5 protein-coding genes are annotated in these 4,580 nt (G+C 42.8%); 3 read left to right on the forward strand and 2 right to left on the reverse strand.

Going from position 1 to position 4,580, the window contains the following annotated elements; translation table 11 throughout:
• The coding region (locus JOC94_RS22325) for a transposase (RefSeq protein WP_205180397.1) at positions 1-408 on the forward strand (408 nt) is incomplete at its 5' end.
• Positions 409-834: 426 nt separating this feature from the next.
• Here JOC94_RS22325 and JOC94_RS22330 read toward each other — a convergent pair.
• Complete coding sequence (locus JOC94_RS22330) at positions 835-1,347, reverse strand: DUF3231 family protein (protein ID WP_077113011.1); 513 nt, start codon at positions 1,345-1,347, stop codon at positions 835-837.
• A gap of 164 nt (positions 1,348-1,511) precedes the next feature.
• Here JOC94_RS22330 and JOC94_RS22335 point away from each other — a divergent pair, with 164 nt between their 5' ends.
• Positions 1,512-2,273, forward strand: coding sequence for a TerC family protein (locus tag JOC94_RS22335; protein ID WP_077113010.1), 762 nt, complete (start codon positions 1,512-1,514; stop codon positions 2,271-2,273).
• 257 nt (positions 2,274-2,530) lie between these two features.
• On the opposite strand, the gene JOC94_RS22340 is transcribed toward JOC94_RS22335, so the two are convergent.
• Positions 2,531-3,622 carry a glycosyltransferase gene (locus JOC94_RS22340; protein WP_077113009.1) on the reverse strand — a complete coding sequence of 364 codons (1,092 nt, stop codon included), beginning with the start codon at positions 3,620-3,622 and terminating at the stop codon, positions 2,531-2,533.
• Between the two features lie 261 nt (positions 3,623-3,883).
• Here JOC94_RS22340 and JOC94_RS22345 point away from each other — a divergent pair.
• A partial coding sequence (locus JOC94_RS22345; protein WP_205180399.1) for a collagen-like domain-containing protein occupies positions 3,884-4,580 on the forward strand: 697 nt, incomplete at its 3' end.

The raw sequence follows: 4,580 nt of genomic DNA on the forward strand, positions 1-4,580 counted from the left end.
CTACTTATAAGCCTTCCAGGGGTTGGTGGAATTAGCGCGGCGCTTTTCATAGGTGAATTTGGTGATCTTTCTCGCTTTTCGAATCATAAAAAAGTTAACGCATTTATTGGTATTGATATCCGAAGGTATCAATCAGGGAAATATACAGGTCAGGATCACATCAATAAACGTGGAAATCCAAAAGGAAGGAACATTTTATACCTCATTGTTCGGAACATGATACGTCAACAACAAGCAGCACCCAATCACATCGTGGATTATTATTATAAATTAAAAAAGCAACCTACTCCCAAAAAGGATAAGGTTGCCACTGTAGCTTGCATGAATAAGCTACTAAAATGTATCTATTCCATGGTCGGGAACAATACAAAGTACGATTATTCGTACGCGGTCTCTTTGGACCAATAATATATAAGTATTATACCACGAATACCCTCAGTTTAAAAATTTGAATTGGCTGAGGTTTATTTCTCATTCACAAAAATAGGAAAGTAGAATAGTACATTAATTAAAATAAATGCTTGACTAATCGTAGGAAGGGGCTGGGACATAAGCAAATACTAAATAGCAAAAACCGAACAATTCATTTATAATTGTTCGGTTTGTTTGCGTTAAAAAAATTCCTATCCTCGCTACGTCAAAATATTTCGCTTTCCGCGGGCACGGCCTCAGCTTCCTCGGAAAGCAAAGATCGCTTTCCTGCGGGATCTTCAGCTCGAGCTATTCCCGCAGGAGTCTACATATTTTGACTACGCTAAAAAATTGCGTATACACAAGGACGATTTTTTGTTCGTTTTTTAATCAGCTGTTTTAGTTTTGTCCCAGCCCCTTTCTTTATGATTGTTCGGGAGCTGATAAATGAAGTGGAGGGGGAATAAGCCACCCTTTTTCTTTGTTTAATCTTAATATCTTTGCGCCAAGCTGGGCTTTACTCATGTGCATTTGCCCGAACATCATTGCAATATCTTCTCGATTGCACATTCCCATCGCCTGACTGCAAGCAACCAGACCGGCAGCTATATCCATTGACATCTTGCCTGCGATTTCCTGGTCGTAAAACTTGGCACCTGCCGGAATGTCTTCCAAATCGGCCAAAGGCCGTTCCGGAGGGGCCGGTGGAAGGTTGATACCATTTATCTTGAGTACATCTTCCAAGCCCTTGCCATCGGCTTTTGCTAACTCGATGGCTTCTTCTAAAATTCTTTTCAGATCTTTGTCTCCTGCATGATTAAGGAGTGTTTGATACCCGCCTATCATTACTTTACAACCCATTAAGGCTGTCCAGGTTGCAAACACCTCACCATAATGCAACGGTTCGTTTTTTTGATTGCCACTTAAAACGCCCATATAACTCCTCCTGTAAATATATTTTTCAAGTGTTAGTTTTTGTTAAAAGGGAAAAGTTATACCAATATGAGAATGCAAAATCAAGCCGAATAGGGACAAGTCTATGCTATAATGAATAAGCATCAAAAAATTGGAACGGACGTTCCGGGAAAGAAGGAAATCCAATGGAGATAGCTGCAACAATTTTTGGAATCACTATTTCTTCTGCAGCGATGATCACATTACTTAAAATTATTTCGATAGATATTGTATTGTCTGGCGATAATGCAGTAGTCATTGCGATGGCTACAAGAAATTTACCGAAAGAACAGCGCAATAAAGCAATTGTATGGGGGACAGCGGGTGCTGTTGGACTGAGAATTTTATTTGCTATTTTGATCGTCTGGTTGTTGAAAATACCATTCGTTAACCTAATTGGAGGATTGCTGCTTCTTTGGATCGCCTTCAAGGTCCTTGTCGGCGGCGAAGACACCGCTGATATTTCTGCTTCAAACAGTTTTATGAAAGCAATCGGCACCATTATTCTGGCAGATGCGGTAATGAGTTTGGACAATGTAGTCGCTGTTGCCGGTGCAGCCAACGGTCACGTCTTTATGTTGATGCTCGGTGTTGCAATCAGTATTCCGATTATGATCTATGGTTCTGTTTTTATTGTAAAAGCGATAGAAAAATATGAATGGATCGCCTATGTCGGATCCGGTATTCTTACCTGGACAGCCGGGGAAATGATTTTGCGTGAAGAACATGTGCATGGTATCCTAAATATTGCAAACGAATCTATGGAGTATATCTTTACAGCCGGGTTGACGATTTTTATATTGCTGGCCGGATTTATTTTAAATAAAAAGTCAGGAGCAAAAAGAAAAGCATTATGTATGATGCTGCAACTAGTGACAAAAAAATCATCATATAGATCGACTTTTTAAACAAACAGGCTTCATGTCCGACTTTTATCGGTGTTTTTCAACAAAGTCTTTAAGAAACGAGCGTTCTCAAAAATATCATTTAACCGGCTTTTTACTAGACTTGAATGTTGAATAGATGAAAGGAAGAGTGCTCCTGTTCTTCTAAACTCTTATATTTGAATATAATCACCACTTTTCTATAAAAATAGCACTCTAATTGCAGATAGTTGTCTACAATCAGGGTGCAGGTCAAATCACTAAATAAATGGAAATTTTTACTATCTCTCTTGGGATACCGTCCTTAACTTACTCTCAAGCATTTTTTTATTAAACAAGATTCTTTCATCTTTTGGGCGGTACTCTCGTGCTTTTTCGTTGTGTTCATAAGACTTTTCAATTTCATTTAAATGATAATAACATACACATAGTTGCAGATGTGGATACCAAGTAGAATAGGCAGGATAGGTAAAGCTCCATTTGTTGGGATCATCATGCAGGCTTGTAGCCAACTCATACCAAAATATAGCTGATTGATAGTCTCTTTGTTGTTGAAAATGGTAACCAATTCGGCTGCAAACCTCTGGACGGGGAGTTTTAGAAAACGCTATGGACAATAATAAAGACGATAACTCTTCCTTGGCATTCCCCAAAAAACGATGGCAATCTGCACGGAACATACAGGCATATACTTTATCTTCCACCCATCCTTTATCCATTTCGATCACTTTACTGTAACTTTCAATCGCTTCTTTATAGAATTGATTTTCCCGCAGTTCATTCCCATAATAAAAATAATCTCGGGGTGTAAATGGATCTCCATTAGCAATTTTTTCTTTATAAATGGAAAGATTTCTGCCAACGGCATGTTTATTTTTTAAATGAGTGATCGCGATATCGGAATTCACTATGTTACCCGAAACTGCAATGTAATTGTGAACATCCCCTTGCCATTGAAAATGGCGGCTTCGTTTTAAAAGTCGATTTCTCCGGTATCGTAATGTGACATTTCCGTACTCATCTACCCCCGCATTGTAATACATTGAAACAGAATCGACCTCAGGTTCCAAAGTTTCTTTCAACAATTTAAACTTTTTCCGATCTTCTTCCATCAGCACGTCGTCTGCATCAAGATATAATATATAGTCCTTAGTTGCATATTTAAAAGATTCATTCCTTGCATCTTTAAACCTTCCTGTCCATTCAAAGAAAAATACACGGTCTGTATATTTTTTTGCGATCTCTACAGTTTTATCTGTTGACCCTGTATCCACAATGTTAATTTCATCTACTAAATCCTTAATGGAATCAAGACATCTTGCCAGCACTTCTTCTTCATTTTTGACGATCATACATAAACTAATGGTTATCATGTTTTTCCCTCCACAATTTTAAAAAAGAAGATACTCAAATGAGTATCTGAGTATCTTCCGTTTTAGTGAATTGGGGGAAGAATATGATGCTAAAGCATTTGCCAACATAAAGCATAAGTGTTTCAAGATTGATGATTAACCCCCAATTCAATTTTTTGTCTCTAAGGCCCAGTTGGTCCAGTTGGCCCAGTCGGTCCCGTAGGTCCAGCAGGTCCTGTAGCTCCTGTAGTTCCGGCAGGTCCTGTAGGTCCAGCAGGTCCGGTGGCTCCCGTAGGTCCAGCAGGTCCGGTGGCTCCTGTCGGTCCGGCAACTCCTGTAGGTCCAGCAGGTCCCGTAGCTCCCGTAGGTCCAGCAGGTCCCGTAGGTCCAGCAGGTCCCGTAGGTCCAGCAGGTCCTGTAGCTCCTGTAGTTCCGGCAGGTCCTGTAGGTCCAGCAGGTCCGGTGACTCCCGTAGGTCCAGCAGGTCCTGTAGCGCCTGTAGGTCCAGCAGGTCCTGTAGCGCCAGTCGGTCCGGCAGGTCCCGTAGCGCCAGTCGGTCCGGCAGGTCCCGTAGCTCCCGTAGTTCCGGCAGGTCCCGTAGGTCCAGCAGGTCCTGTAGCGCCCGTAGGTCCGGCAACTCCTGTAGGTCCAGCAGGTCCGGTGGCTCCTGTAGGTCCAGCAGGTCCTGTAGCGCCCGTAGGTCCAGTGGCTCCTGTAGGTCCAGCAGGTCCCGTAGCTCCCGTAGGTCCAGCAGGTCCAGTGGCTCCTGTAGGTCCAGCAGGTCCAGTGGCTCCTGTAGGTCCAGCAGGTCCAGTGGCTCCCGTAGGTCCAGCAGGTCCAGTGGCTCCCGTAGGTCCAGCAGGTCCGGTGGCTCCTGTAGGTCCAGCAGGTCCGGTGGCTCCTGTAGGTCCAGCAGGTCCTGTAGCGCCCGTAGGTCCAGTGGCTCCTGTAGGTCCAGCAGGTCCCGTAGCTCCCGTAG

This window comes from Siminovitchia thermophila, from assembly GCF_016909185.1.
Taxonomy (GTDB): Bacteria; Bacillota; Bacilli; order Bacillales; family Bacillaceae_C; genus Siminovitchia; species Siminovitchia thermophila.